Annotated in this window: 22 protein-coding genes; 17 read left to right on the forward strand and 5 right to left on the reverse strand. The window is 39.1% G+C overall.

Features of this window, described 5'->3' with window-relative positions:
• Position 1: 1 nt before the first annotated feature.
• The 11 genes from BMW98_RS04795 to BMW98_RS04845 all read left to right on the forward strand — a co-directional run bounded on the left by BMW98_RS04795 (position 2) and on the right by BMW98_RS04845 (position 13,083).
• Positions 2-742, forward strand: a complete 741-nt coding sequence (locus tag BMW98_RS04795) for a glycosyltransferase family 2 protein (protein WP_090257358.1) — start codon at positions 2-4, stop codon at positions 740-742.
• Positions 723-2,348 carry a sugar phosphate nucleotidyltransferase gene (locus BMW98_RS04800; protein ID WP_090257360.1) on the forward strand — a complete coding sequence of 542 codons (1,626 nt, stop codon included), beginning with the start codon at positions 723-725 and terminating at the stop codon, positions 2,346-2,348. The genes BMW98_RS04795 and BMW98_RS04800 overlap by 20 nt, the downstream gene beginning before the upstream one ends.
• Before the next feature lie 12 nt (positions 2,349-2,360).
• On the forward strand, positions 2,361-3,104 hold the full coding sequence (locus BMW98_RS04805; RefSeq protein WP_090257362.1) for a phytanoyl-CoA dioxygenase family protein: 744 nt from the start codon (positions 2,361-2,363) through the stop codon (positions 3,102-3,104).
• A complete protein-coding gene (locus BMW98_RS04810) occupies positions 3,101-3,883 on the forward strand; it encodes a glycosyltransferase family 2 protein (RefSeq protein ID WP_245733486.1) in 783 nt (260 codons plus the stop codon). Before BMW98_RS04805 ends, BMW98_RS04810 begins: the two co-directional genes overlap by 4 nt.
• 108 nt (positions 3,884-3,991) lie before the next feature.
• Positions 3,992-4,972: an NAD-dependent epimerase/dehydratase family protein gene (locus BMW98_RS04815; RefSeq protein ID WP_090257363.1), complete on the forward strand. Its 981-nt coding sequence runs from the start codon at positions 3,992-3,994 to the stop codon at positions 4,970-4,972.
• Between the two features lie 25 nt (positions 4,973-4,997).
• Positions 4,998-6,122 (forward strand): glycosyltransferase family 4 protein, encoded by a 1,125-nt coding sequence (locus BMW98_RS04820; RefSeq protein WP_090257365.1) that lies wholly within the window; start codon positions 4,998-5,000, stop codon positions 6,120-6,122.
• Between the two features lie 71 nt (positions 6,123-6,193).
• Complete coding sequence (locus tag BMW98_RS04825) at positions 6,194-8,758, forward strand: SLBB domain-containing protein (protein ID WP_090257366.1); 2,565 nt, start codon at positions 6,194-6,196, stop codon at positions 8,756-8,758.
• Between the two features lies 1 nt (position 8,759).
• Entirely contained in the window at positions 8,760-9,833 is a 1,074-nt protein-coding gene (locus BMW98_RS04830) for a hypothetical protein (RefSeq protein WP_090257368.1), read from the forward strand.
• Between the two features lie 9 nt (positions 9,834-9,842).
• Positions 9,843-10,760, forward strand: coding sequence for a sulfotransferase family protein (locus BMW98_RS04835; RefSeq protein WP_090257369.1), 918 nt, complete (start codon positions 9,843-9,845; stop codon positions 10,758-10,760).
• Positions 10,748-11,659: a glycosyltransferase family 2 protein gene (locus BMW98_RS04840; RefSeq protein WP_162844680.1), complete on the forward strand. Its 912-nt coding sequence runs from the start codon at positions 10,748-10,750 to the stop codon at positions 11,657-11,659. Before BMW98_RS04835 ends, BMW98_RS04840 begins: the two co-directional genes overlap by 13 nt.
• Before the next feature lie 8 nt (positions 11,660-11,667).
• The gene (locus BMW98_RS04845) at positions 11,668-13,083 is read left to right on the forward strand and encodes an O-antigen ligase family protein (protein WP_090257373.1); all 1,416 of its coding nucleotides are present in this window, start codon (positions 11,668-11,670) and stop codon (positions 13,081-13,083) included.
• A gap of 1 nt (position 13,084) precedes the next feature.
• On the opposite strand, the gene gmd is transcribed toward BMW98_RS04845, so the two are convergent.
• Positions 13,085-14,101, reverse strand: a complete 1,017-nt coding sequence (gmd, locus tag BMW98_RS04850) for a GDP-mannose 4,6-dehydratase (RefSeq protein WP_090257375.1) — start codon at positions 14,099-14,101, stop codon at positions 13,085-13,087.
• Positions 14,102-14,272: 171 nt separating this feature from the next.
• Between gmd and BMW98_RS04855 the strand changes: the two genes are divergently transcribed.
• From BMW98_RS04855 to BMW98_RS04875, 5 genes are read left to right on the forward strand one after another with little or no spacing between them, the layout of a single operon-like run.
• Positions 14,273-15,358 carry a glycosyltransferase family 4 protein gene (locus BMW98_RS04855; protein WP_162844681.1) on the forward strand — a complete coding sequence of 362 codons (1,086 nt, stop codon included), beginning with the start codon at positions 14,273-14,275 and terminating at the stop codon, positions 15,356-15,358.
• A complete protein-coding gene (locus BMW98_RS04860; RefSeq protein ID WP_090257378.1) occupies positions 15,351-16,025 on the forward strand; it encodes an acyltransferase in 675 nt (224 codons plus the stop codon). Before BMW98_RS04855 ends, BMW98_RS04860 begins: the two co-directional genes overlap by 8 nt.
• Before the next feature lie 17 nt (positions 16,026-16,042).
• Positions 16,043-17,194, forward strand: a complete 1,152-nt coding sequence (locus tag BMW98_RS04865; RefSeq protein WP_090257380.1) for a glycosyltransferase family 4 protein — start codon at positions 16,043-16,045, stop codon at positions 17,192-17,194.
• On the forward strand, positions 17,187-18,266 hold the full coding sequence (locus BMW98_RS04870) for an acyltransferase family protein (protein ID WP_139177418.1): 1,080 nt from the start codon (positions 17,187-17,189) through the stop codon (positions 18,264-18,266). The genes BMW98_RS04865 and BMW98_RS04870 overlap by 8 nt, the downstream gene beginning before the upstream one ends.
• A complete protein-coding gene (locus tag BMW98_RS04875) occupies positions 18,266-19,369 on the forward strand; it encodes a DUF1972 domain-containing protein (protein WP_090257384.1) in 1,104 nt (367 codons plus the stop codon). Before BMW98_RS04870 ends, BMW98_RS04875 begins: the two co-directional genes overlap by 1 nt.
• On the opposite strand, the gene BMW98_RS04880 is transcribed toward BMW98_RS04875, so the two are convergent.
• From BMW98_RS04880 to BMW98_RS04895, 4 genes are read right to left on the reverse strand one after another with little or no spacing between them, the layout of a single operon-like run.
• On the reverse strand, positions 19,366-20,262 hold the full coding sequence (locus BMW98_RS04880; protein WP_090257386.1) for a glycosyltransferase: 897 nt from the start codon (positions 20,260-20,262) through the stop codon (positions 19,366-19,368). The genes BMW98_RS04875 and BMW98_RS04880 overlap by 4 nt on opposite strands.
• Positions 20,259-21,689 carry a flippase gene (locus BMW98_RS04885; RefSeq protein ID WP_090257388.1) on the reverse strand — a complete coding sequence of 477 codons (1,431 nt, stop codon included), beginning with the start codon at positions 21,687-21,689 and terminating at the stop codon, positions 20,259-20,261. Before BMW98_RS04885 ends, BMW98_RS04880 begins: the two co-directional genes overlap by 4 nt.
• Entirely contained in the window at positions 21,689-23,329 is a 1,641-nt protein-coding gene (locus BMW98_RS04890; RefSeq protein ID WP_090257390.1) for a capsule assembly Wzi family protein, read from the reverse strand. Before BMW98_RS04890 ends, BMW98_RS04885 begins: the two co-directional genes overlap by 1 nt.
• Before the next feature lie 6 nt (positions 23,330-23,335).
• Positions 23,336-24,022: a hypothetical protein gene (locus BMW98_RS04895; protein ID WP_090257391.1), complete on the reverse strand. Its 687-nt coding sequence runs from the start codon at positions 24,020-24,022 to the stop codon at positions 23,336-23,338.
• A 185-nt stretch (positions 24,023-24,207) separates the two neighbouring features.
• On the opposite strand from BMW98_RS04895, the gene BMW98_RS04900 reads away from it, so the two are divergent.
• Entirely contained in the window at positions 24,208-25,710 is a 1,503-nt protein-coding gene (locus BMW98_RS04900; RefSeq protein WP_090257393.1) for a capsule assembly Wzi family protein, read from the forward strand.
• Positions 25,711-25,768: the final 58 nt, after the last annotated feature.

Below are 25,768 nucleotides of genomic sequence, written 5' to 3' on the forward strand. Positions count from 1 at the left end.
AATGGTTAATTTGGTAATGCCTATGGCTGGGAGGGGCAGCAGGTTCGTAAAAGCTGGTTATGAGCAGCCCAAGTTTTTGATAGAGATCAATGGAAAATCTTTACTTCAGTACTCTCTTGAGAGTGTACCCTTGGAAATTGTCGATAAAGTATACTTTATAGCCCTCAATGAACACCTTGACTCATTCAAAGTTCAAAGTCTAATCGAGCGTATATTGCCTGCTTTAAACTTTGAAATTGTAGGGCTTGATGAGGTGACTCAGGGGCAGGCACAAACTGTACTGACGCTGAAAGATGAAATTAATAACCTTGACGACCTTATCATTTATAACATTGACACTTACTTTCAGTCGAAACGTCTTGGTGAGTTTTTGGCAGATACCGATAAAAAGAAAGACGGTATTTTAGGGGCTTTTCGCGCTACTGAAGATAAGTGGAGCTTTGCGGAGGTAGATGCCAATGGGTTCGTTTCACGAACTACGGAAAAAGAAGCTATTTCAGACATAGCGCTGTCAGGCTTTTACCATTTTACCAGAGGTGCCGACTTTGTTGAAGTGGCTGAAGAGCATGTTAAAAATAAAAGTAAATTTGCTGGTGAATATTATGTGGCCCCAATGTATAATGATCTGATTAAACGAGGGAATCAATACTTGGTAGACTTCTGCGATGAATTCGTTGCTTTGGGAACCCCTGAGGATTTGATTAATTACCAAAAGTATTTGAATGAAAGCAATAATTCTTAGTTCTGGAAGAGCAGACAAGAGCCTGACTCAGCTTTACGGAGATATTCCTACTGGCCTCATACCGGTCAACGGCAGACCTGGAATATTTTTTATCGTCAATCGACTGATTGACAGTGGTATACGGGATATATATATCACTGTAGGCTATCAAGGGCAAAAACTCAAGAGATTACTTTCTAATACTTATGAAACAAAGGTGCGTCTTCACTTTATAGAGACAGACGCTGCTAAAAGGCCGGGACACTCCCTTGTAAAGGCCATGTCGACCATTGACTCTGACGAGGTAATTGTCAACTTAGGTGACACTTTAATTGCCCCCGAAGATATTCGAAACCTCCTAAGTAAAGGTCGTGTTGGTACAGCGGAATGTACTGTGGCTGTCTCAAATAACTTTTACCATGCAGACCTATGGTGCTCGGTGAAGACCGAAAATGAACGGGTTTTGGCAATGTATGATTCTACTCCTGTTTTGCGCGATAGTGACTTGCAGGTGATGTGTGGTCTTTATCTCTTGCGCAATGTGCCTAGTATACTGGCCGCTGCCAGTCACATTGATAATCCCGAAATATCAGATGTCTTGAAATGTGCTAATCAGATTTTGTGTGCTGATGTAAATAATTGGTTAGACTTCGGTCATATACACACTTTACAACGGACGAAAAAGAACCTGCTTGAGGCAAGGGTTTTTAATGAGCTTTCCTTCAACGACTTTTTCGGTACCATTACAAAGCGAAGTGAGAATACATTCAAATTCATTGATGAAATAAAGTGGCAGGTTGAGCTGCCGGAGGAGCTGAAAATTTTGACCCCTAGGGTGGTGGATTATTCTTTGGATGAAGAAAATCCTCACATAACGATGGAATATTATAGCTACCAAACTGTATCGGAGTTGTGGTTATACTCTTCGTATGATCAAGACGTTTTTAAAGAAATGATCGACAAGCTCCTGAGGCTTCTTATCGAGATCAAAAAGACTGAAAGAGGGTCCGTTGATATGCAGGATTTCAAGGCGATGTATGTTGAAAAAACATTGTCTAGGGTACGGGCTATTGAAAAAAACGAAACTTTCAAGAAACTCCTCTCATTCCCAACTCTTGTAATCAATGGAAAAGAATATTGCAATTGGAAGGGAATTGCCTCGGATGTACTTGCTTTGACCGATGGTCTTTGGAATGAGGAAGATACTGGATTGATTCACGGGGACTACTGTTTTTCTAACATTCTTTACGATATCTCATCAGGCATCGTACGATTGCTCGACCCTAGGGGACGATGGGGTAAAAGTAAATATGGTGATATCAAGTATGATCTAGCCAAAATGAGACATTCTATTTCAGGTGGTTACGACTTTATCGTCAATGATTTATTTGACATTGAGGTAAAGGAGGATGTTTTGGAGTACATGCTCTTCGGGTTTGAGGAAAAGAGACCGATAGCTGATTATTTTGACCAGAAACTCGCAGAAAGCTTCAATGTAAGGCAAATTCAACTCATTGAAGGCTTGTTGTTTTTAACTATGATTCCTTATCACAGCAATAGCCAAAGAAGGCAATATGTTATGTATTGCAAGGCAATAGAATTATTAAACAAAGTACTAACTCATTAAAAAGTATACCTTATGAAGTACTTCATCTCAGAGTTTAAATATGTGTTCAACGAGCTTCTCCACAACGAAGAGGTTCAAGATGAATTTTACGATGATATTAAGACCAATGGCTATTGTGTCATCAAGGATTTTCTAACTAAAGACCAGTGTGAAACATACCGGCAGTTGATTGACGATGGAATTGAAAAATATGAGAGTGTGGCAGATGATGAAAAAAGTGATTATAGGATATTCGGAATAGACCGGTTGATCCCAGAGATAAGGAATGTCTTCGCGAGGCCGGTTCTGGAAGGCTTATACAAAAAATATGTAGACAGGAATCAGCTCAATTCTTTTATTATGGCTAATAGAGTGACTCCTAAGCCGGGTAACCTTGGTAGTGGGGGAGGATGGCATCGTGATTCTATCAATCGAAGACAACTGAAGTTCATTGTCTATCTCTCTGATGTAGGTTCAGTCAATGGTAATTTCCAGTACATGCCAAAATCTCATAGGGTTTGGGATAAGCTGGGGCAGAATAGATCTTTAAAGAAGGGGCTTTCAGAATATAGATACAGCCAAGAAGATATAGATACCCTAGTAAAGAACGGGAACCGCGTGGATGAACTCACAGGCTCACAGGGAACCCTTATTGTGGCTGATACCAGTGGTATTCATAGAGGTAAGCCCATAGTCGAGGGGGTAAGATATGCAATGACCAACTATATGTTCGACCACAAGATTCCAGTTCACATTGAAAACCTATTGCTTAAGTGAAGGAATTGCATGACCACCCTCAATCACTTGTTTCGGTAATTACACCAACCTACAATGCAGTAAACTTTGTCAGTGATACCATTGATTCAGTGCTAAGTCAGACTTATCAAAACTGGGAGATGATTATCACCGATGATTGCTCCACCGATGATACTTGGTGTCTGCTAGAAAAATTTGCTCAGAAAGATGAGCGCATAAAAATTTATAGGTTAGCAAAGAATGGTGGGCCTGGGCTGGCTAGAAACAATAGTATTAAAGAAGCTAGCGGAGAATTTATCGCTTTTTTGGATAGTGATGACCTCTGGTTGCCTCAAAAGCTAGACAAGCAAATTGCCTTTATGAAAAGGAGAAATTCTTGTCTCAGCTTTACCAGCTATCAACTAATTAGCGAGGATAAAAAAGAATTCCACAAGATAGTTGTTGCAAAGGAAACTGTTGATATGCATGATATGCTCAAGTCTAATTACATTGGTTGCTCCACAGCCATGTACAATGCACGCGAATTGGGCAAAGTCTATATGCCATCAATAAGAAAGAGACAGGACTATGGCCTTTGGATTGAGATCATTAAAAAGGTTAAGTTGGCACATGGTCTGGACGAACGACTGAGCTTGTACAGAATTAGACAACAATCGGTTTCCAGTAACAAATTCAAGCTTATTGCCTATCAATGGCGATTTTATAAGAAAGTGGTTGGTCTCAATTACGTAATGACTATTAGATCCTTGATTTATTGGTTTTTTTATAGTGTCTTTGGTATAAAAGATAAGGGGAGATAAGAATCTGTCAGTGTGTTCTTGGAAGTGAGTAAGAATTAATAGATAGGAGAAGCCAATAATCTCAGAAAGTACTGCAAAAACATAAAGTCTAGCTTGATACGTGATCAAATGAAAATAGCAATTATTGGAGGTTCAGGGTTTGTAGGTTCATTCCTGATCAAGGAATTAGAAGGTGAGCAGATATTAAATATCGACAAAAACCCGAGTCCTTTCTACCAGTCTTTTACCACAATTGGTAACGTTCTTAATAAAAAAGACATCATTCTGGATGATAGCATTGATACTGTGGTTTTGCTCGCGGCAGAACACAGAGATGATATATCACCAACCTCACTTTACTATGATGTTAATGTTGGCGGAACCCAAAATGTTCTTGAAGTAATGGACAGTTTGGGTATAAAAAATCTGGTTTTTACCAGTTCTGTTGCTATTTATGGTCTTAATAAGGATAATCCAACTGAAGTGCATCCTGAAGACCCTTTCAACCACTATGGCAAGAGTAAATGGCAGGCGGAGCAGGTAATTAAGGAATGGTTTGACTCTGATCCTGAAGGGAAATCGGTGACCATTGTCAGGCCAACCGTGATCTTCGGTGAAAGAAACAGGGGTAATGTTTATAATTTACTCAAGCAAATTGCATCTAAAAAATTCATGCTTATTGGTTCAGGGACTAACAAGAAGTCAATGGCTTATGTTGGAAACGTGGTTGCTTTTATTCATGAGAGAATTTCTCAAAGAGAATTGGGGTTTCATATTTTTAATTATGTGGATAAACCGGACTTCACAATGCTAGAATTGATAGAAGCGATTGAGGATAGAATGAATATAACCTTACCAAAGGGAAGCGTGCCATATTCGCTTGGTATGTTAGGAGGCTATGTTTTTGATTTGATAGCCTTCTTGACTAGGAAGAAGTTCTCTATAAGTTCGGTAAGAGTAAAGAAGTTTTGTGCAACGACTCAATTTGACGCTGAGAAAGTACATTCAGGCTTTCAAGCCCCATACACGTTAAAGGAAGGCTTGAATAGAACGTTGGAGCATGAGTTTCTACAAAAAAAGAAAGATGAGGTTCTCTTTTATTCTGAGTAACTTTGAACTTATAAAATAGAGTCATTTGGAACAAACCCTCCTCATATCAGGCACATCATTCCTCTTAACATTCTTAGTGTTTCCTGTGTTCATTAAGTTTTTTAAGCGAAGAAATTTCTTAGATGATCCGGGAGGGAGAAAGATTCATACTGCTAGAACTCCAGCAATGGGAGGGCTTCCAATTTTTATTGGGTTTTGTATCGCTGTGCTTATTTGGGCTCCATTTAACGTTTTGAGAGACGTGAAGTACGTACTCAGTGCAGTTTCTATAATGTTCGTAATTGGATTTAGAGATGATTTGATAAATCTAAGAGCATATCAAAAACTCCTTGGTCAAATTGCAGCGGCTATGATTATAGTTTCAGTTTGCGATATAAGGTTTACATCACTCTATGGTTTTATGGGCATAGAAGAAATTCCAATAGCTGTTAGTTATTTGATTTCTTTGTTCACTATTATAGTTATTACCAATGCCTATAACTTGATTGACGGAATTGATGGGCTTTCAGGTTCGGTTGGAGTAATTACTACGCTATTCTTTGGCATTTACTTCTTTTTAAATGGTCAAACAGGCTTTGCCTTAATTACACTTTCACTTTGTGGTGCGCTGTTAGCTTTTCTCAATTATAACTGGGCTCCATCTAAAATTTTTATGGGAGATACGGGCTCGTTATTTATTGGTTTCTTCCTCTCTATTCTGACAATTAAGTTTATCCATTATAACCACACCCATTTAGGAGGAGAATACATCTTTGATGGCTCTATTGGAACTGCTGTAGCTGTTCTAATTCTTCCTTTAGCGGATACGTTTAGAGTGTTTGTAAAACGTGTAATGCGTGGCAAATCACCAATGCATCCCGATAGAACCCATGTGCATCATATTCTTTTAAGGTTGGGCTGTAATCATGCACAGGCTACCGGAATTTTGGTTACTGTGAATGTAATATTTGTTATGCTGGCTTTAGTTCTCAAGGATTTTGGTGACATAGTTGTTATTCCTGCTGTATTGATTACTGTTGTGGCATTAGGAGCCATTCTAGATCTTATTTTCAGAGCAGCTATTGAAAAGCGCAAAGAGGAATTGCGTGAAAGAAACCGTGCTTCTCGAGATGAGGGTAAGGTTGTTTCCATTTCTAAGAATGCTGGTTAGGCATTTCTCTCTCCTCACTTCCTGTCTTTTTAGTTAATTCTCTTATCTTGCGTTGAAGTTTTAAAGCAAGAATGAGAGCATTTCGTACTACTCGCTTACCCTTATTTTTAATTGGTTTTTTTGTTGTGGTTTTTGGGCTGAAGGCTCAAACTTTGCCCGACTTTACTTCGGTTAATATTTCCGAGCTTTCAGATCAGCAAATAGAACTGATGATGAAGCAGGCGCAAGCTATGGGTTACTCATCACAGGATATCATCTCTTTGGCACAGGTTCAAGGCGTGTCGCAGTCAGACTTATCATTGTTAAGCGAACGCTTTAACGCGATCAGCTCCGCTCGAGTTAGCCAAGGAGAAGGCGCTCCAATTACAGAGGCTAGGTTAAGAGGGCCATACATTGACTCCTTAGAAAGCGTAAATAAGAAAAGCACGGATATTTATGGCTTAGATGTTTTTAGAAAGGGCTCCTTCCTTTCTTTTCAAACTACCCAAAATATTGCTACACCCATTGATTATAAACTTGGTGCCGGAGATGAGGTTTTCATTGATATTTATGGTGCTTCTGAGAATTACTATCGATCCATAATCACTCCAGATGGAACCGTAGTTTTGGAAAATATAGGGCCAATCTCATTGAGCGGGCTGACCATTGAACAAGCTGAGGCAAGAATTAAACAGAGGTTCTCAAAGATTTATGAAGGGCTAAGGGGTGAAAGCTCAAATACAAACTTGACCGTTTCTTTAGGCAAGGTTCGGAGCGTAAATATAAATGTAGTCGGTCTGGTTGAAATTCCTGGAACGTATAATTTGAGCGCATTAAATACTGTATTTAATGCTTTGTATGCTGCAGGTGGCGTAACCGAAGATGGTACACTTAGAGAAATCAAGCATTTCAGAAAAGGCAAACTCATCTCTACAGTTGATATTTATGAATTTCTATCAAACGGATATTCTGAAGGAGACAATAGACTAGAAAGCGGAGATGTAATCCTGATTCAGCCCTATACAAACAGGGTTACGCTTAATGGTGCTGCTAAAATTAGCGGAAGATTTGAGTTGAAAGCGGATGAGACGGTCTCTGATTTATTGGCTTACGCGGGAGGATTTTCAGAAAATGCCTTTACTGAAACTATCAAGCTATCGAGAATTTTAGATGGCGAAAAGCGTGTTGCGGATGTGTCCAAAGATCAGTTTGAAATATTCGAAATCAAACCCGGAGATGTGTATACCATCTCAGAGGTGCTTAACCGCTTTGCCAATAGGGTTGTTGTTCAAGGGGCTGTTTTTAGGCCGGGTAACTACGCTGTTACCCAAGGGATGACAATGAAGGAACTGATTACTAAAACGGAAGGCTTAAGGCCTGATGCGTTTTTGGATAGGGCCATCATTAAACGAACAAAGCCCGACTTAACCACCGAAACAATTTCTTTCAACCTTTCAGATATTATAAATGGAGAAGGCCAAGTGCTGCTTCGGAAAGAAGATGTAATCACCATCTTCTCAAAAAATGAAATAAAGGAAGAGGCTTATATTGAGGTTTTAGGGGAAACCAACGATCCTCAACTTATAGAATACTCAGAAGGGACTACACTCCATGATGCTATTTTACTTGCCGGGGGACTTACTTCTTATGCTTTTGGCGGTACGGTGGAAGTGTCGAGAAGAGTACTTACAGACAATGTGGATGGCTTTAACCTATCGGAAACGCAGGTGTTTTCGGTCGATTTAAATAATGGTTTGGTTGAGGGAGGAGATTTTGAGCTACTTCCATTCGACCAAATAATTGTTAGAAGAAACCCTCATGTTAACAGACAGCAACTAGTTGCTGTAGAGGGGCAGGTTAATTCTCCTGGCCAGTTTGCCATTGCCAACCAAGGAGAGCGAATATCTGATTTATTGAAAAGGGCTGGAGGTATTAATCAGTTTGCGTTTATCGAAGGGGCAACGCTCATACGAAAAACGGAGTTCTATGACGAACCAACCGATATAGAGCAACAAATTGAAGCTTTGGTTAAGTTGCAGCAAAAGTTCAATCAGACCCCCGAATTGTTAACCGAATCAGAGTTAGCCCTGTTACAACGAATCGAATCGGATATTCAAACGTTAGAAGAGCGTAATGCGAATAACCAAAGCCTTTCTGATTATGCTAAAAAGGAGCGAATAAGAGAGGTTATTGAAAGAAATGGCCTTTCGAATATTAAGCTTAAACAAGCCGAAGCAATTGGTATAGATTTACAGAAGATACTTAATTCACCGGGTTCGGCTTCCGATTTACTCATTGAAGAAGGAGATGTACTGATTATCCCTAAGAAAACGGAAACTGTTCGGTCGAGAGGAAAGCTCCTTTACCCAACTACCAGTAGATTTATTGAGGGTAAGTCGCTTAAGTACTACATCAATAATGCCGGTGGCTTTGATTACCGTGCAAAAAAGAAAGGAACTTATGTGGTTTATGCAAATGGCGATGTAGCAAGAACTAAGAGTTTCCTCTTCATGAAGTTCTATCCTAAAGCTGCACCTGGTGCTGAGATTATTGTTCCAAGTAAGCCGCTTAGGGTTCCGGTAAGGGTTCAGGATGTGCTGGCGGTAACCAGTGGCCTAGCAACTTTGGTTTTGGTTATTACACAAATCAATAACTAAAATGTCTACAAAGTCAGATCAAATAACACTTCAAGAACTTATCAGTCGACTTAAAGACTACCTCCTTTTTTTATGGAGTAAGAAGTTATGGTTCTTAGTTTTTGCAGCGGCATTTGCAGTCGTATTGGTTGCTTATAATGGCCTTAAAACTAAAAAATATACGGCCACAACTAGTTTTGTTTTGGAGAATGGAGGCGCTGGTTTGGGAGATCTGTCTTCTTTGGCGTCTTTGGCGGGAGTAAATTTGGGAGGAGCGCTTTCCGAATCAAATGACCTATTCCAGATTGATAATATCCAAGAGTTGTATCGTTCACATAGAATGATTTCAGAAACCATGCTAACCGAAGCGCCTTTTAGAAAAGGAGGCGACCTACTGGTGAACAAGTTCATTGAACAAAATGAATTGAGAGAAGAGTGGGAAGGTGAACAAGGGTTGGAAAACATAAGCTTTAGTATACCCCGTGAGCAATTTACTATTCAGCATGATAGCTTATTGTTAGAGTTTACGGATATGATCAGAGAAGACTATTTGGCTGTTTCCAAACCAAATAGAAAACTGAGTATACTGAATGTAAATGTTACTGATGAGTACCAAGAGTTTGCCAAACGATTTAATGATGCTTTAGTGCAGAATGTGAATTCGTTTTACACAAAAACTCGAACCAAAAAATCTGGCGAGAACTTAGCTATTTTACAAAAACAGGCGGACAGTGTAAAACTTGTGTTGGAAGCAGCTATGTTGAGACTTGCTCAAGTGCAAGAGTCGGCACCCAACCGAAACCCACTTTACAAAACACCATTGGTAGAAGAGCAAAAGCTTATGGTTGATATTGCTGCTAGTTCTGCAATGTATGAGACTGTGGTGAAGAATTTAGAGATTGCAAAAGTGTCGCACCGTAGCAAAATGCCACTAATTCAGATCATTGATTATCCAATTCTGCCTCTAAAGGATAATCAGTGGAAACTTGCCAAAACTATTGTGGTCGGTGGTCTTGTTGGAGGATTTTTGGCCTTGATTTACTTTACGGGAGTGAGAATGTTACGAGTTGCTTTAAAGGAAGAAGAGCACCAATAAATATGTGCTATGATTGGCACTGAGCAATTAATATTACCCGATATTTTTTTGGCAGGAACTCCAAAGTCGGGAACTACGTTTTTATTCGATTTATTGGCTCAACATGCTGGTATTAACGCGTCAAACCCCAAGGAGCCTTTCTACTATGTAGATGATGCCTGCCCGTATAATCAAAAGTCTTCGCTCACTGCTAAAAACGCTTATATAGATTTTTATGAGGTTGATGGTTCACAGCTGTTACTTGATGGTACATCTCAGACTATTTATCAGAATGATATTCTAAAAATAGTAGAGAGCGCTAGTGTAAAGCCTAAGGCGATTGTGGTGTTGCGAGATCCGGCAAAGAGAATATTATCTTCATATGGTTACACTAAGCATAATATTGGCGCAGTAAAACCAACAATGCAATTTGAAGACTATGTTGGCTACTTGATTAATGAAGACTACCACTCAATACGCAAACACTGCCGTGATGAAAAGGCGTTTTATTCACTTTCTAATGAGCTTGATTTTTCGAATTATGCCAAATATTTAAAGAGGTGGAAAGATTCGATTTCCGAAGAAAACCTTAAGGTTATACTCTTTGAAGACCTCATGTCTAATACACAGCATGTTTTAAAAGAGGTTCTTGGTTTTTTGGGACTTAACTCCATTGGCTTTGAGCCCGAGAGTGAGTCGAAGAATGAAACGGTTGCGGTAAAAAATGGCCAACTGCATTACATACTCTATAAGCTGTTTGGTGCCGTTGGATATAGATTGCCTTTTAAAGCCCAAGTCAAAAAAGTATATGCTAAACTTCAATTTGGTGAAAAAGAAAATAGCGATAATGAAGCAGCCTTGGAGCTTTTAAGAATACATTTTAAACCAATGAAGGCAGAGTTAGGTGAGTCTTTTAATCTTGATCTAGATAGGTGGTGGAAAGACTAGTTCAAACACCATTAGTAGCCATAATACTAGTAAACTGGAATGGCTTAGCATACACGCTCGATTGTATTGAATCGCTAAGGGCTGTCTCCTATAGAAGTCTAAAGATTATAGTGGTTGATAATGGGAGTGAGCCGTCACAAGTTAATCCACTCAAAGGAATTGATACAATTCATCTTATCGAAAACGGGGAAAACCTTGGTTTTACTGGGGGCAACAATGTAGGCATTCAATATGCGATTGACCAAGGGTTTGACCTTATAATGCTACTGAACAATGATACCTTGGTGGAGCCAAATTTTTTGGATCCTCTGGTTGCTGAAATTCAAGAGAATGAAACTGGAGCGGTGCAGCCAAAAATACTTCAGGTGGATTCTAAGCATATTTGGAGTTTGGGTGGGAAGTTTAACACAACATTTGGCAAGGCTAAGACTATTGGGGCTGGTAAAGAAGACCTTTTAGTGCAGAGCGCTAAAGCTTACAATGTTGATTGGCTTACGGGCTGTTGTTTATTCGTAAAGACTAGTGTTTTTAAAGAAATAGGTCTGTTGGACGATAAATATTTTGTTTTATGCGAGGATGTAGATTGGTCTTTAAGAGCCAAAGAAGCTGGGTACGCTCTTAAGGTTGTGCCAAGTGCAGTTATTTATCATCATGAAAGTGCTTCGGACAAAAGCAAAGTCAGAACGACTGAAGGGTATCGATCACCATTTCGTCAATATTTGAATGTGAGAAACCACCTGTATTTGGTAAGAAAATTCGTTCCTTGGTATTTTAAACCACTTGGATTTGGTTATTACGCAATTCGGTCAGCAATTTTTGCATGCTATTATTTGCTTAGGAATAGGCCAAATAAATTAAGAATGACGCTCAAAGGATTTCGTGATGGTATTAAAGGATAGGTTATAAGTTGATTTCACTAATTACACTTTTATTACTTGGTGGCCCACTTGCGTTTTTGGGTTATCACTGCTTCAAAAAGATTGTTTTTGAAGGAGAAGTGTTTTATGTGGTTTACTTTCTGGTAGCATTCCTTTCTTTTAATGCAACGCTACAAATTGTTGTATTTGATGTTACCGGGAGTGTAGAAATTGCCGGAGCAATTAGTTACTTAAAGGAGCTTTTCCTGCTTATTGCTATCTGTTCATGGTTGTTCTATCAGCGAAATATTTTTACTTATGAGTTTCGCTTATATCGATACGATTATGTCGCATTATTCTTTCTGGCGATTGTTTTAGCATTCTATATTCTGCCTATTGGGGAGGCATCTTTCGCCAATAAGACCATTTATCTGAAAAACCTCTTAGTGCTTGCACTGATGTATTTTTTGGGTAGAAACGCCCAGATTAATGAGAACCATGTGGTGAAGCTGGCGCATTTAATATTAATGATTATTGTAGTTGCTTTTCCGGTAGCATTGTTAGAAAAACTGCTTTACACACATTTTCAGTCGGTAATAGGTTATACTGATTATGTGATTGCAAAAGGAGGTGAGCCAACAGGAAGGTTTGGTCTTCAATATACTTTTCAGGCCAGTAGTGGAGCCAAACGGTTTGCTTCTATTTTTGCTAGTCCGTTAGAAATGGCAACTGTGGCGATTCTAGCCATAAGTGCCGCCTTTATCCTCTATAGAACTAACATGAGGTTGAGGCTGCTGTATGTTTTTGCGGGCATAATGGCTTTTTGCTGCCTGTTTTTCTCGTTTTCTAGAGCACCAATTGCCGCTTTCTTCTTAATGCTAGTTTACATTGGTTATTTGTACGGTTATTGGAGGTATATTTTAGGAGCATGCGTTTTGATGTTCTTCTTCATTCTTATTCCTTTTTTCTTTGGAAGCCAAGATTTGAGGTTCTTTATAATTGATACAATTACTTTTGCGGACCCCTCAAGCATGGGGCACGTGCTGGACTGGGTAATTGGCATCGAAAGTATGGTCACGAATCCCGAAGGAATAGGGATGGCTACTAGCGGAAATGCAGGTGGGGTAGATGAGGCCTTACAAGTTGGTGGGGAGAATCAGTTTATCGTTTTTGGAGTACAGTTCGGAGTATTGGGTATGTTGCTCTATTTGTGGTTGACTGTTAAGTCAATTACATTATCAAAAAAGGTATTTAAATCATCAACAGGTAAAGATCAGGTTGTGCCGTTTATAACCACCACATTTAAAGTAGCATTCTTGCTTTCGTTAATGACGGCAAATGCAGAAATCTACAATGCGGTGGCCTACCTTTCTTGGTGGATGGTGGGTTATAGCATTCAACGCTTGTCGGTGCTTAATCACAAGAGCACGGAGTCACAGCAAGGTTTGTTAACTCAGCAGGTTTGAATTAGATCTCTCCTTTAAGCTCGTAATTCATCATAATTTCAACAAGCTTGTCAAGTCCAACTTTAGGTTCCCAGCCTAGCACTTTTTTAGCTTTGGTAAAATCTCCTCTCAGTTCATCAACCTCAGCAGGTCTGAAAAATTCTTGAGAAACATTTACCAAAACCTTTCCAGAAGCTTTATCTATTCCTTTTTCATCAAGACCAGAACCTTCCCATAAAATCTCTTTATCGACTACCTTAAAACATAGGTCAACAAACTCTCTAATCGTTTTAGATTCACCTGTGGCTAGAACGTAATCATCTGCTGTTGAATGTTGTAGCATGGCATGCATGCCTTTTACGTACTCTTGGGCAAAACCCCAGTCGCGTTTGGCGTCCAAATTCCCCAAAGACAAGTGCTGCTTGTTTCCTTTTTCAATTTCGCTAACTGCATAGGCAATCTTTTTGGTAACAAATTCCATTCCTCGTAAAGGAGATTCATGGTTGAAGAGTATTCCTGAGCAGCCAAAAATGCCAAACGATTCTCTGTAGTTTCTGGTAATCCAGTGTGCGTAAAGCTTCGAAACACCATATGGACTCCGTGGATGAAACTTGGTGTCTTCATTCTGAGGAGAAGAAGTTATCTTTCCAAACATTTCACTTGTTGAAGCTTGATAAAATTTAATGCTTGGGTTAATAGTTTTTATGGCTTCTAGTATTCTATGAGCCCCTATGGCATCAATCTCGGCTGTAAGTATGGGCTGATCGAAAGATGCACCAACAAAGCTTTGTGCCCCTAGGTTATACACCTCATCAGGTTCTAAATCTCTTATAACACTAAAAATATTACTGAATTCTAGTAGGTCTAAGTATACGTGTTTTACATCATCGTCAATACCCAGCCTTTTAAGCCTCCAAATTGCGGAATCTACTCTTCTCCTGTCTGCTCCGTAAACCTCATATCCTTTGTCCAATAGGTGTTGTGCAAGGTATGCTCCATCTTGACCGTTAATTCCTGTAATTAGTGCTTTTTTGCTCATGTAGTTAAAGATTGTGACGAAAATATATGGTCTACTGAAATAAGACTAACATATTGCTCAATATTTTAGAACCTAGCTTTCTAGCTTAATTACAATCTCTTGTCGGCAAGAAAAAAAGTACTAATAGACATGCATCATCTTTATGTAGCGCAAACGGGAATTGGCAGCTACATGAAAGACTTGGCAAAGTGGGTAAAGTCGGACGCTCCAAAAACTCATGACTATACACTTTATCCTGCTGATATAGAAAAGCTTTTAAAACCAAACTATAGAAGAAAGCCTTGGGTTTTGTTTCGTGTAATGGCTCAGTTAGAGCTTTTACTCTGGAAGCAATTAATTATTCCCATCAAGGTGTTTTTCACCAAGCCTGATATTCTTTTTTCTCCAGATTATTATAGCCCTGTTTTACCCTTAAAGTGTAAAAAAGTAACTGTTTTTTACGATACTTTTTTTTGGGATTCACCTGAACACTACGGTGGTCTTTGGCTAAAGTATTTTAAGTGGATAATAAACAAAGGGTTGGGGAAAGACGGTCAAATACTTACTATCTCTGATTATTCTAAAATTAAGCTCATTAATAAACTCAATATCGAAAATAGTCGGGTAACCTCTCTTCATCTTCCTGTTAACCTTGAGCGAGAGGAAGAGTTGAAAAATGATGCTTGGTTGCAGGAACTCGGTGTTTCATGTAATTTCTTTCTACATGTAGGTGTTTTCGAGAAAAGAAAACAACTACCATTTCTAGTTAAGTCATTTGCAAATTGGTTGGATTCAAGTAAAGAAGAGTTTCAATTGATATTGGTTGGAAAAAGGGCTCCTAATAGTCGTTTTGATGACTATGATGAAGTACAGAGTTTGGTAGAAAAATTGGGTTTGACAGGCAAGGTATTATTTCCAGGGTTTATATCTAACTCTCAGTTAGACCAACTCTACGCTAGAGCTTTCGGTTATATTCTCCCCTCTATCAATGAGGGCTTTGGGCTTCCTGTATTAGAATCTTTTTTAAGAAAATGTCCACTGATTATTTCGAGTCAAGGCGCAATCGTTGAAGTTGCTGGAAGTGCTGCTTTGGTTTTTCAAATGCAAGATCAAGAGTCACTTATAAAAAAAATGAACCTCATAGTTAGTGACGAGAAGTTGAGGAGTGATTTGATTTTGAAAGGTGAGGAGAGGCTTGCACTCTTTACGCTTCAAACTTATTTTGATAAGTTTGAGAACTACTTGTCCAAAGTTATCATGAACGATAAAAATGAGTAATAAAGAGAATCGCTTTGGCTTGGGCTGGGATGCTAAAAGTAAGCTATGGGCTTATTTTGCTTTGGCATTTTGGTTTACAAGGGGGGTATGGCGAAGGTTGTTCTTTTCCACTTCAAAAGGGCTTGTATTAGTAGGGAGAAGAGTTACAATTAGGAGTGCTCATAAACTTTCTGTAGGCAAGAACTTTCTTATCGAAGAAGGTGCTGAGCTAAACTGTAATGCTCTTGGTGGTATGCATTTTGGCAATAGGGTTACAATAGGGAAGTACGCCATTGTTAGGCCGTCTAATATTTACGGGGGAGCAGTAGGGGAAGGGATGTCTATTGGCGATAATTCTAATATAGGGCCATATTCCTACATAGGGTGTTCAGGAAAAGTCACAATTGGTAATAATGTGATGATGGGGCCAAGAGTGAGTATGTTCGCGGAAAATCACAACTACAGTGATACGAGTATCCCCATGAAGGAGCAAGGTGTTTCGTTGTCCGAAATTGTTGTTAATAACGACTGTTGGATAGCCAGTAACGCCACGATTTTGGCCGGTGTAACTATTGGTGAGGGTAGCATAATTGCTGCAGGCGCGGTTGTTACCAAAGATATTCCGCCATATTCAATTGTGGCTGGGAATCCAGCGAAGGTAATTAAGAGCAGGAAGGTAGAGCGTTAGTTTTTAAAAACTGCTAAGTGAGTCCAAGGAAGATTTTAATCACCCATTCTTCGTCTGACCTTTATGGCGCCAGTAAAATAATTCTACAGGTTGTGGAGTTGCTAATCGCTAATGGATGGCAGGTTGTTTTTGTTGTTTCAGAGCATGGGTCACTGGTAGAAAAGCTAAAGATCCTGAGAATTGACGTTCGAATTATCAACCTTGGTGTTTTTAGAAAAAAGTACCTAACCCCGCTGGGGTTAGTTAACCGATTTTTTGCCTTGTCAATAGCTGTTGGCCGTTTAATTGTACTTATCCTATCGCAGCGCGTTACTTTGGTTTATTCGAATACTTCAGTGGTATGGGCATCGGGCATAGCCGCTAAGGCTACTAGGAAAAAACATATATGGCATGTGCATGAGATTCCTTTCGGAAATAAACGGTATATCAAACTTACTGGGAAAATGCTTCGGTGGTTCTCCTCAAATGTTATTGCTGTTTCAGAGAGTGTGAAGGATTTTTGGCAAGCAAGCCTTAAGCCAAATCAGATAGTTAGAATTTATAATGGTGTAACAACTGTTCCTAATATAGTCGGCACGGCTAAGGGGCTGCCTGTAAGAGATAGTGACATCATCATTACTAATGTCAGTCGTATTATTCCTTACAAGGGGCATCTGTACTTTTTGGAAGTAGCGGCTGAGCTTTTAAAGCTAAACCCAAACCTTAAATTTTTGATTGTGGGATCTAGCACGCCTGGTTACGAGGCTTATGTGAATACCGTTACTGAGAGAATTGAGGAGCTGGACTTAGGGAGCCATGTGTTTATGCTGGGGCAAAGAGAAGATGTGAAAAATATTCTGGAGCAAAGCACTTTGCTTTACCATTCGGCAATTGAACCTGACCCGCTACCTACGGTAATTTTTGAGGCACAAATTGTGGGCACTGCAGTAGCCGCAAACAACTTAGGCGGACCAACCGAAATGATTGTGCCTAACAAAACAGGCTTGCTCGTTGATTATCAGAACCCAAAAAACGCGGCAAGCTCCATCAATAGTTTGCTTAAGGATGAGGAAAAGTTGAGCCAATTTGTGAAGGAAGCTAAGCTTAGATTGGAAAGGGAGTTTTCAGAAGCCGAATTCGATAGACGCATGTTATCCCTAATAAATGATACTTTAGCGGGTGGTGAATAAGGTACACAAATTTCAGGCATTGGATGGTATACGAGGCTTTGCTGCCGTAATGGTGTTTTTCTATCATTACAGCCTCGAGTTTTTTGATCCATTGAGCTTGTTTTCAGGTTTTTATGTGTTTAGAGTGTCCTACGCTTTTGTCGATTTCTTTTTTGTGTTGAGTGGCTTTGTAATTGCCGCCAATTACTTGGGGAAAGTCAATTCATTTCAGTCATTTAAGCACTTTACCCAAAAGCGGTTTATTAGGTTGTACCCTCTACTTTTTGTTACCGTAATGGCCTTTGTGTGCTTAAAGCTTTATGCCTTGTATTTTACAGATTTCAACTTCAATTCTGAGGGGTATTCTCTAAATACGCTGTTTTTGGAGACAATAGAGCCACTCACGTTTATGAATTCTACCCCAATAATCACTTCCGACAATGGCATGAATCCCGTTTCTTGGTCTATTTCTGCAGAAATGATTGCCTATGTGACTTTTGCTTTAGTGGGCCTTATGATACCTAATAAAACTTGGCCATTTATTGCACTGATTGGCGGTGGCGTATTATTTATGGTGTTTAATGGAAGGTACCTTTATACCGGTGACTTCGGCTTTGTTCGAGGGGGGATTAATTTTTCATCAGGTGTTTTGGTTTATCAATTATACGCTTGTAGGTCTACCGTAGGGTCAAATATTAAAAGATTGGAATGGTGGTTCATTTTGCTTGTTTTTTCGGCTCTTGGACTAATTGCTTTTAGCAAAAACGAATTATGGAATTTACTATTACCTGTAATGTTTAGTTTTGGGGTATACGTTTTTGCATTCGAAAAGGGCGCTGTTTCTGGCTTTTTGAAGCGCAAATGGATGCAATATTTGGGTAAAATCTCTTACTCGTTCTATCTCAATCATTTTATTGTGCTTTGGGTATTCCATCAAATTGTTTGGAGGGTTTTGAAGATAGAACCTACCCCGTTGCTATCCTTTTTAGGAGGGGGAGTAACTCTGTTATTAGTTGTTCTAGTGAGTAGTTTTACCTTTAAATATGTAGAGCTTTTTTGCAGTAATAAGCTCAAAAAGAGATTCGGTTTTTAATGAAAGTAGCAATTATTGGCTCAAGAGGGTATCCTTATGTTTATAGCGGATACGAAACGCTTATTAAGCATTTAGCAGAAGGACTGGTAGAAAAGGGAGTAGAGGTAACGGTTTATTGCCATAAGGGACTTTTTAGTGAAAGGCCTAAAACGGTGAATGGTGTTAACTTGGCTTACATTCCTACAGTAGAGACAAAGTCGCTGAGTCAGCTGTTACATTCACTGCTTTCATTCATACATCTCATTTTTAATAAGCCCGATGTGCTATTTGTTGTAAATGCTGCAAATGGTCCTTATGGCCTAATCTCAAAACTCTTTAGAATTCCAACAGCCATAAATGTTGATGGCTTGGAATGGTTAAGGCCAAAGTGGAAAGGCTTGGGAGCCAAGTATTTTAAATGGTCGGCAAAGCAAGCAACTAAGTTTTATGATTTAATTATCAACGATTCAGAGGAAATGAAGCGGGTTTATCAGGAAACCTTTCATGTTGACTCTGAAGTAATTGCTTACGGTGGCATAATCAGAAAATCAAAGGCTCCAGAGCTAATCGAAAAGTGGGAGCTTAAATCAAACGATTACTATTTAATTGTTGGAAGGCTAATTCCGGATAACAATGCAGATTTGATAATTGAAGGCTTTATTAACTCCGGTTCTAGTAAAAAGCTTGTAGTAGTGGGAGATGTGCCTTATACCGATGAATATGCTTCAAAAATCAAAGGGATCAGCGATGAAAGGTTGGTCTTTACAGGCTATGTAACCAATCAAAATGAATTGGCCGAGCTTTATCATCAGGCCTTTGGCTATTTTCATGGGCATGAATATGGCGGTACAAACCCAACAATGTTGAAGGCATTGGCGTACGGTTCGGCAATTTTGGCTTTAAATACAGCCTTTAATCAGGAGATGCTCAATGGAGGGGAATTCGGCCGATTTTTTGAGAAAAATGCCAAGTCAGTCACACATTTGGTTAATAGCATGGAAGCGAACGCTTCGGAAATGGCCATGCTCAAGCAAAACTCACCAAAAGGTATTACCAAGAAATATACATGGGAGTATGTGGTAGAACAGTACTATACTGCTTTTCAAAAATTGCGAAGAAACTAAAGCCTGTATTTTCTTAACACTATTGACTTTACAATTCTTCTAAAGATAGGGGGGCGCTTAGTTAACCTTAAAAACCTTATGAGTTGGGCTTGTTTGTCTTGGCTCAATTCTTCTTTGTAGACTTGCAAAAAGCGTTCAACCATTTTGCCTTCTTCGTTTAACAGTTGCCTATCCGTTAGCCAGTTGCGTATTTTGCTAAATAGTGGGGTATTTTTTGTTTTTAGTTCTTTAAAAGCAACATTGTTTCCATGATGCCTGTAGCGATTCAGAGGTTTTTTAATTTGAACTACCTCACCAAAACAAAATGCGCATAAGCCTAGCCAAGCATCGTGTAATGTTTCTAAATCGGTTGGAATATCTTTGGAATAGTTGGCTAATGCTTGATTAAAAACCATTGTTGAGCCGGTAATAAAGTTGCCAAAGAGGAATGTTTCTAGTCTATGCTCATACCAATTTTGCCCTAAGTAAGCCCAAAAAGAGGGTAAAATGACTTTGCCATTTTTGTCTATTATCTCGGCATCGTGGTAAACCAAAAGAGGGTGATCTAAACCTGATTTTGCTTCTATTTTGCTAACTACGGCCTGGAGTTTATCCTTTTTCCATATATCATCTTGATCGCTAAGCGCAATTAAGGAGGTGTCTGAGTTGCTGGCTATTGCTGATTTGATATTTTCAATTACCCCAACATTTTTGTTTAAAATGTTGAGCATCAATTTGTCTCGCTGTTTTACGCTATACGCTAGTAAATCATTCTGAAAATCAGGGTTAGAACAGTCGTCCTGAATGTATAATAGATAAGGTTTGTAGCTCTGATTTAGTATGCTGTCTGCCTGCTCTTTAAAGAACTGATGCCCATTATACGTAATCATTACCACGGTTACCTTGCTGCTCATCTTCCTCTTGATTTTAAAAACGCAAAGACTTCTTTAACTAGCCCTTCCTTAAATAGAAAATGCTGAACAGCTAAATAAGAAGCTAGGCATAGGCATACCGATGATAGGAAAATGATAAGTTCAGAATTTAGGTTTGCTCGGAGCGATAAAACGATAGGAATAAACAGCAAACATGAGGCAATCGCATATGGGATCTTTTTCCAAGGAAGGTGAAGGCGCAGTTCTTTTGGTATGAATAGCAGGTATATCCCTGAGACAACTAGTTCTGTTGATACTGTAGCAACTGCCGCACCCGTACTGCCGAACTTTGGTATTAATAAAAAAGTGGCTAGCAGAAAGAGTATTACGCCTACAAACGTTGAAATGGAAATGGCGGCATTTTTATTCAGTGGCACCAGAATTTGAAATGAGGCAAAGTGGCCAATACCAATTAGCAGTGGCAAAAGAGAGAGCACTTTTACTACTTCTGCGGCTTCAATAAATTCAATCCCTGAGAAAAGGATTACAGACTCTGGTGCCAAAAGGTATATGCCAGCGCACATTGGAACAGCCAGTAACACTATAAAGGAGAATGATTTAGAGAATAGCTTATTGTTTCCGTTTGGCCCTGAAGCAAGTATTTGAGTGGCCTTGGGAATAACGACTAGCCCTAAACTAGTAAGTATTGGTAGAGATACTTTTGAAAGTTTTACCGCTGCCGTATATAGGCCAACTTGTCTCTCATTACTCAATAGACCCAGAATAACTACATCTAAAGTTGTATAGATGGTTGTGGCTACCGCCATGCTAAATATTAAAGTGAGAGGTTTGAGGTGTGGCTTTATCGATATGTCTTTCAGAGAAAGTTTGATTCTCTTCATCAGAAAGGTGAAGTTGAGTATGTAATTGCCAACATATAGAAACACTAAGAATAGCAGGTAAGGAAATGTGTCTTCCGGTTCTTTTACAAAGAAAAAAAGTATACTGAGGCTAAAAAGCTTCACGATAAAAGACCTTAGGGCAATGAGCTTAAACTCTTGCCGGCCTGAAAAAAACCAGTCTACATTTAAAAAGCCAAAAAGGATTAATAGTCCTGCGATTAAGTTAGTGGCAAAACTATTTTTAGATGGGGCAACGAATTGCACACTGACAAAGAATATTGCAAATGCAATGGTTGCGGTAATGATGGAAAGGAGAATAAGCGTAGAAGCCACTCTTGATTCTTCTGAACTATTGCCTTTTGCTGAAGCAATGGCCTTTACTCCGTAAATGGGCATGCCGAAAGCTGCAAGAATACTGAAGTACTGTGCAAAAGAAAATATGAATTGCACTTCACCTATTCCCTCTGGGGAAAGTATTCTTGCCGCATAGGGAAAAGTGATAATCGGAAAAATTATATTAAGAAGAGAGTTAAGAAGGTTAAAGCTGTAGTTCTTCTTTATTGACATTAGAACAAATATATAACATCAAAACTAGCCGTGTAGTTATACTTATCAGCAAATCCTACCTGAAATGAAGGAGTAGTATAATACTGATACTGGTAGTTGAGCGATTTTATAAGTCCGATTTTTCCTCCTAAAATTAAGTCATCAAACTGCCAAGACCCCGTCACAAAAGCGCTAATGTCAACCCAATGCCTTCTATAATTTCTTACATTCTCAAAAAGGTCTATATATAAATCATTGTTATGCACATATCTTTCAAGTTGAATGCCGAGTTTGTTCATTCCAGAAACCCAGTTAACATTAATGGTTTGAGCATTTGCACTCGGGCCAATACCAGCTCCTAAAATTTCACCTTTGTGTGTATAACCGTGTCGGACTCGGCTGTGAATGTAAAATGTACTTGCGTCCCTTATAATTCTACCGGACCCTTGTTGTAAAATTGTCCACTCCAGTTCCATTTCTATGAATTCATTCTTTTTCTGTTGGAAGGGAAAGAGCTTAGTAAATCCAAACAAGTATGCGGCTGCATGGCCGGGCTCTAAAAAGAAGTCTCTAAAGTCAATGGAAGTGTCATTTCTGGAAAACTCAAAATAGAATTCACTTTTTGTGGAGGTCCAGAAATACCTAAAAAACACTGAAGCTAGCTGATCTCTTACGATATCATTAAACTTATCATTGCTTCTGAACAAGTTAGAAAAAGCCGCAAAGTAGTCATTATTTTCTTTGGCCGTTTTACTGTATTGCTGAACCACTCTAGTAAAGCCTAAAGATAGTCTTGGAATCCATTTTGGTTGATATGTCATTGCAATTCCGGAAAGGTATCTCCAATCTTTGCTCCTCGGTCTGTATATAAACTCACTATTAACTACCATGTTTGCCCTAGGAGGATCATAGCCAGAGCCCTCAAGTTTACCTGCTATTACCTGTGCTTCAAAGTGACCAATTGGAGTTTTAATAGCCTTGTTGGTATTCAGTGTTAGGTGTTGAAAACCAGTTGAATTGTTAGACATTACAAGGGCATTCTTTTTGCCTGGCCCCCAATAAATGTTTTGATTAGACCAACCAGCTGAAACTGGTCCTAGCTCCAATTTGATAGAGCTTTGTCCCCACATGAGTTTATTTATAGGCTCATTTCCAAACGATTCAGGTGTATCGATAAAATTTAGTTGTCTTCTATAATATGTAGACCAAAGTGTAGTGCCTGCGTCTAAAGGAAACCCGTCATAATCCAGATTTTGAGCATAATGAAACTCAGGGTTAAGCTGAATGTTTAAAGGGCCGAATTTACCGGTAACACCAGCCGATATTAGTTGCTGGTAACCTCCTACGGGTAGTAAGCTCCCATCGTTCCATCCATAGGGTTGCTTGTTGGCGTATTTGGATTGAGAAATTAATGGGAGTAAGATTAGTTTATTTTTTTCCTTTGTAGAGTTACCTAATAAATATGGATTGTTAGACTTAAAGTTATTATTGCTAATCGGGCGAATTAAAAATGACACCGTACTATCGTATTCGCCTATGAGCTGTTGTCTGCGATAGAAGTCTTCTATTCCTGCAGAACCAATGGCCAATTGTCCTTGAGCAAAGGAACTTACGCTGTTTATTAAGATTAATAGCAAAAAAGCCAGTCGATTACTCGTCATAATTTTTTATCTCTCAGGGAGTTCTACGCTTGTTACCTTCAAATTATCTATTGACCAACTTTTATAGCAGAGGTCTGGTCCTGCATCTTTTATGTCAGCTGCAATTCTAAGCTTTAGGTCACTTGCCGCGTGTGGGTATCGCTTAGCAATTTGAATGAGCTTGCTACCGCCTATCTCTCCTTTATAATGGCAAAGACCTGGTAGGGAAGCATCTTTTACTTCGGCATTTTCTGGGTTATCGGTGGTTTTGATAATGTCAGGAAAACTTTGTACGCCTTCACAGTTTTGGGTTTGGCACTTGGTGTTTATAATAGAAGAAAAGTATAAAGTGGCACCATCTATATTCATTATAAATACGTCTTCGCCATTTCCTCTTTCACCATTTCCTTCCCATTTGTCATGAATGTAGAGGTCAAAACTTATTCTCAAATAGTCATGCTCGGGAATGCCTCCTAAATTTAGCGTTATGCCTCCCCTTTCAAATTGGCCAAGGTTTCTCGAGCCATTGAACTCAATATAACGTTCATCAGCGTTATGGTATGTGTAGTAACCAACATCTGAGCTAACTTCTGGGCTGTTAGTCTGTTCAAAGTCATCCCAAAAAATAACTTGTTCATCAACACTATTTTTGGAGCACCCTAAGCAGAAAAGTAAGAGGAAAGGAAGAATTGTGCTTTTACAGGTTTTAGACATAATTAAAGCATCGGTAACTTTTTAGCGCATATAAAAAACGCCCAAACTTAACCATTAAATTATAATGTTTGCCATTTTTTATATTGAGGGTACTGAAAGTATGTCATTACATATTATGTCTTCAATAATAAAAAATTGGGCATATCGGGTTAGCTTCGCATCTTTAACTTTAAAATGAATGCTTCATGAGGTTTAGAGTTTTTTGCTTCCTTGTTTTTTGTGCCTACTCGATAGAACCTCTCTTTAGCCAAGAGGCCAAAAGGGATAGCCTTGGAGCAGCAGTTAGTCTAGGAACAATAGTGTCTTCAGAGGATTTTGCTCCCTTTTTTTTAGTACACAATCGTTGGGGTGAGGTAAGTGACGAACAAACCATTTTTGCATCTGGGGAATTGAGCTATAACTATAGGCTTAATAACAATTGGCGTTTTGAATCTGGGTTTTCTTTCAGAAATGAGATCTTTTCTAGCTACTATTTAGCTGCAAATTATGATGTCTTTTATTTAAGAGCAGGTGCCTATAAAGAGCAATTAGGCGGATTGGCTTCTGACTTAACTGTAGTCAATTATGGGTTAGGAAGAAACGCTCGTCCAGTGCCTATGATAGAGTTAGGAATGCATGATTACACGGATATCCCTTTTACTCAAGGGTACCTGCAGTTCAAAGCACATATAGGTCAGAGATGGCTGGAAGAAGACCGGTATATCTCAAACACGCGAATGCATAATAAGGATTTGTATGTGAGAATTAACTTGGAGCGTGAGATTGGTTTAACTGTGGGGGCTGGCCTGGTGCATTTCGCACAGTACGGAGGAACAGACCCTTTTGGCCAAGAGCAACCCAGTAGCTTCGATGATTTTTTAAAGGTATTCTTTGGTAGAGGCATACCAAATGAATTTGGAGGTACTGCGGGTGAGGCAAACGCGCTCGGTAATCATTTGGGAATGACTGATGTTGACATTCAGAAGTCTTTTGGTGATCATAAATTGAACTTCAATTTTCAGACACCATTTGACGATAGTGGGAGTCTACATATGATCAGTTTCAAGAATTACCTAGCTGCTTTTCAGTGGGTTTTGCCAAACAAAGGAGGTCTTTTTCAAGAGGTTATGGTAGAGTATACTAAGAGTAAACGTCAGTCAGGACCCGGGTTACCAGATCCAGTGCCTCAGTTTCCTGATGTAGCGGCTAATAAAGGAAGGGAGTTCGGTGGGAGAGACGATTTCCACAATAACTACCTGTACCGGTCTGGGTTTTCTTATCATGGGCGCTCTTTGGGGAACGCGCTGTTTTTGACATACGACTGGACAAGAAATTTCTTAGACTGTTATCCTGATTACAATGTGATGTTTTCAAATAATAGAATTAATGCATTTACAGTAGGAGTGAAAGGAGCTTTATCGAGTATTATTGATTATAAATTGCAAGTGGTGTATAGCCAAAACTATGGCACGTATGCCGGCTTGTACGATGGTCGTTATAATTGGGGTGGGGTGGCTATTAGCTCTGGCTTTGAATATGTGTTTAGTGGAGGAAAAGACCAATACTATTCTTTGTTGGATTTAAAGTTTAAAAGGCCATTCAAAAATCACCCAATTGATGTTGGGATGAAGGTGGCCTTTGATACGGGGGAGTTGTATAGCAATGTGGGAGGTGAGTTAACATTTAGTTATATATTTACAAAGCATTAATATTACTGGAATACCAAAATCATTCAAATTCGTATTTTTGCATGGTCTTTTAAAAAAC

Origin of the sequence: Roseivirga pacifica (genome assembly GCF_900111145.1) — a bacterium.
GTDB classification, from domain to species: domain Bacteria; phylum Bacteroidota; class Bacteroidia; order Cytophagales; family Cyclobacteriaceae; genus Roseivirga; species Roseivirga pacifica.